3 protein-coding genes are annotated in these 3,602 nt (G+C 46.3%); all 3 read right to left on the bottom strand.

Going from position 1 to position 3,602, the window contains the following annotated elements; translation table 11 throughout:
- Positions 1-311, bottom strand: a 311-nt coding sequence (locus QVO39_RS04800; protein ID WP_502685064.1) for an orotate phosphoribosyltransferase, incomplete at its 3' end; no start/stop codon positions are given.
- A 152-nt stretch (positions 312-463) separates the two neighbouring features.
- Positions 464-2,119 carry a hypothetical protein gene (locus QVO39_RS04795; RefSeq protein ID WP_021903237.1) on the bottom strand — a complete coding sequence of 552 codons (1,656 nt, stop codon included), beginning with the start codon at positions 2,117-2,119 and terminating at the stop codon, positions 464-466.
- A 45-nt stretch (positions 2,120-2,164) separates the two neighbouring features.
- Complete coding sequence (locus QVO39_RS04790; RefSeq protein WP_021903236.1) at positions 2,165-3,337, bottom strand: OmpH family outer membrane protein; 1,173 nt, start codon at positions 3,335-3,337, stop codon at positions 2,165-2,167.
- Between the last annotated feature and the right edge of the window lie 265 nt (positions 3,338-3,602).

Genomic DNA, 3,602 nt, shown 5'->3' with positions numbered 1-3,602 from the left:
CCATGGTCCTTCGCCTTTGAGCGAATATAGCTAAAAGGCAATTCCATCACATCGGCCACCAAAGCCCCTTGAGCAATGGCACCAGTCGCCACACCGCTAATAGCTGTCACCTCAGGGAAATGGGTGCGGATCGTCTCCGCCAACGCCTTCTTGATATAGGTGCGTGCTTCAGGGTCAGAGAGCGTCACACGGTTATCGCAATATATAGGACTTTTCCAGCCCGATGCCCACGTAAATGGAGCTTTAGGACTTAGCTTCACCGCCTCCAATCTCAAGAGGTGCCGAGCGGTCACCTTAGATATATCATTCATAAAATCATTGTGCTAAAAAGTTAATTCACTCACCTCCAAAGGTACACAAAAACCAGCAAACTACAGACTTAACAAGAGAATGTTGCACGAAGTTTTGTGGCAAATAAAAAGGACCTCGGTGGGAGGTCCTTTTTATTTAGGCTTTGGTAGCCTTAGAATCTAAACGTGAGGTTGGCAACGAAGCTACCTCTGGTCTCTTTGAGGTCACCGCCCTTAACTGCAATAAAGGATTTCTCAGGGTCTTTAGGGTCGGTCCAACCAGTAAAGGGATAAGCTCTCTCCTTGCGAATCTCGTGCACATAGGCGAGGTCGAGTGTAGTACTTCTTCCTATATTAAATCCTATACCGCCAGTGATGGCTTGGTAGTTACGAGGCAGGACAAAGTCGGCAATCATACCGCTAGCAGGATACTCGTAGTCTAGTCCACCCTCAGCCTCCTTCTTAAGAGGCTCAGACTTAAGTGGATTGCCAGTATAAGCGTAGCCAGTGCGTAGAGAGAGCCAATTGATTGGTCTTACCTCTAGCCCAACTCGATGGGTTAGCTCTGCCCCATAATCCTCCTTGATGAAGTCTGAAACGCCACTCACTCCAGCACCGCTAAGCAGTATCTTGGAGTGACCAAGATTGCGGTATTGGAAGTCGTAAGAGACCATTCCATACTTTGAGAGGAACGCCATAGCACTTATGGTTAGCTTCCCTGGAGTGATCATGGCATAGTCACTTCTATACTCATCAGTTTCAAAGGTAAAGTAAGGATCCTTCGTAGGGTTTGGAGTATTTAGTCGACTTCTGACTGAGCCAGAGTATAACTCCTTGTATTGTGCATACTGTGGAGTAAGGTAGGAAATACCAATACGTCCATAGTCACCCAATGCCATCAAGAAGCCGAGATTGAGCCCGAGGCTCGCACCAGTAACATCTAAGCTAGTTCCATACTCAAGGAAACTATTATTATTATCCTTAGTATCACTATAGTCCTCACGTAGCATCGAAGCCCTGCCATAGTTCATTGATCCGATACGTAGCGAAGCACCAAAGAAATAGCTATCATTGAGGCTCATTGCAAAGTTAAAGTCGGTGTAATACCTAGAGCCGTGCTCGCTAACGTTCAGTCGGTTACCTCTAATTGGCCATAGAGTAAGTGTCTTATCAGGGTTTTCAGTATAAAATGCAGAGGTATAATAACGATTAGTTTCACCTGTGGCATTATTTGTTTCTTCAATCTCCTCAATGATATCGCCATTTAATGCAAGTGCCACCATAGGATTGACACCACTCATAAATGGGTCATAAGTCTTTGTAGGTTTGTACCTATCAGATGACAACCCTTCAAGAGCTGCTTTCGCAGAGATAAGATCTGTGATGCTAAACTTTGGTTGGGTCATCTCCATCTCAGAGTCACGCTTATAATTATACTCCTGTCCCACATTAAACCCAAAGTTAAATCTCAAGGAGTTGTTGCTAGATACTGGAATTCCTATAGAGCGACCAAAGTAAGAAACATTATTCAGTCCACCAAGCGTTAGCTCTCGCCTAATATCTCCTATAGTGATGCTACCTTTTCCTACGTCTAGTCCAATACCAATAGTTGTGCGAGAAAAGAGTGCTGCGCCTGCAGGATTGACATACGCTGCCCCTGCATCAGCACCAATAGCTCCCACGGCTCCTCCCATCGCTTTGGTGCGAGCTGTACCCGTGATGCCTTCTTGGATATTACGATAAGCATCAGATGGCGCTTGTGCCCAAGAGGAGGTAACACCCATTAGGGCTACTGTTACTAGAAATGTATATTTATATATCGTTTTCATCTGTCCTATATTCTATAGTTAATTGACGCAAGAATAAAAATTATCTTATCTGCGACGACTTGTAGTAGTGCGAGTGGTACCACTGCTTGATGAGCTACTGCTGCTACTAGTGCTTCTCGATGGTGAGCTGTAGGAGCCACTGCTGCGGGTAGGTGCAGAGTAGGTGCTATTTCTGTCGTAGCTTGAATTGCGATTAGCTGCATTCCTATCCCAGCGACTCGTTCGGTTGTTGCTGTTGTACCTATTGTTATTGCGGTTAGCGTTTTCGTAATTGCTGAAGCTGCGAGTACTGCGGTCGTAGTAGCCCGAGCCCTCTACTGTGCGGCTTGAGTTGCCAAGGGCACGTCCGTAGATAGCATTGTGGGAGGTTCTATCATAGTACCTACCGGTGCTTCTGCCATAGCTAGAGCGAGGAGTGCTGTAGTATCTATCCCGACGACCATCGTATCGGCCATCGTTGTAGCCATTCCAATAGCTATTGGCATAGCCTCCATAGTAACCACCGTAGTAGTCGCCATAGTAGCCACCCCAGCCGGCGTAGAAGCCACCCCAAGGACGTCTGTAGCCCCAGTAGTATCTAGAGCCACCATAGTACCAAGGGTCGTACCAATAGCTACTCCATGGGTCATACCAACTGTAGTAGCCATAGTAGTAAGGGGCACCCCAGCGTCCATAGCCGTAGTAATCCCAAGTGGATCTCCATGGAGCCCCTTGGTTGATGATGATATTGACCCCACTATTCCAATCTCTACCGTAGTAGCTATTGGTCCAAGGGTCGTAGTAGTCGTAGCTATCTAGCACATAGACTTGCTGTACATTTTGGAGGACTATCCTATCCTCATTCGGACGGTCGAAACGGCGTATCCGATTGCTGTACTTACCGCCCTTTCTTGCTTGGGCGTCGGTAGTGCCATCAAGTTGGTCTAGATTTTCCTCCATCTCCTCGATGGTTACCTTCATATCTCTCCGATTATACCAATCCTTGACATCTTCTTGATATTCGGCACGTGCCTTTTCTCTTCTAGCCATTTCGGCGGCACGTTTCTCCTCCATTCTCTTCTGAAGGGCTGCTTTTTCGGCTGCCTCCTTTTTCCGCAACTCCCTAGCTCTCGAAGGGGTAAGGTAGGCATCGTCTTGTGCGCTGGCACCAATCGAAACCATAGGCGAAGCGATAAAGAGCAGTAAGAGCCCTCTTGCTAATAAGTCAAACCTCTTCATAATATTTCCTCCTATTGTAAATCTGTTCTAAACTTGCTTATTAATGTCAATTGCTACACGCAAGATACCATTATTTTGTAATCCTATAAACACTTTGACCGCTTTTATGTATTCTTAAGGGTCTTTTTCTGTTCTTATGACTCATATATATAGTGGTTGGTTTAATCCAAAGGTCAGGGGTTACGCATTAGAAAGGTCTATATTGAATTGCCTATGGGTAAGGACCCCCTCGGGGGTCCGATTTGTTGTAGCCCCCTGTCGGAGG

It is taken from the genome of Porphyromonas sp. CAG:1061, assembly GCF_000435035.1.
Taxonomy (GTDB): domain Bacteria; phylum Bacteroidota; class Bacteroidia; order Bacteroidales; family Porphyromonadaceae; genus Porphyromonas_A; species Porphyromonas_A somerae.
This window is presented reverse-complemented; position numbering and strand designations above follow the sequence as displayed.

Bases quoted from the DNA above. Each gene is read 5' to 3' on its own strand.
- QVO39_RS04795 (WP_021903237.1), bottom strand. From the start codon at position 2,119: ATGAAAACGATATATAAATATACATTTCTAGTAACAGTAGCCCTAATG.
- QVO39_RS04790 (WP_021903236.1), bottom strand. From the start codon at position 3,337: ATGAAGAGGTTTGACTTATTAGCAAGAGGGCTCTTACTGCTCTTTATC.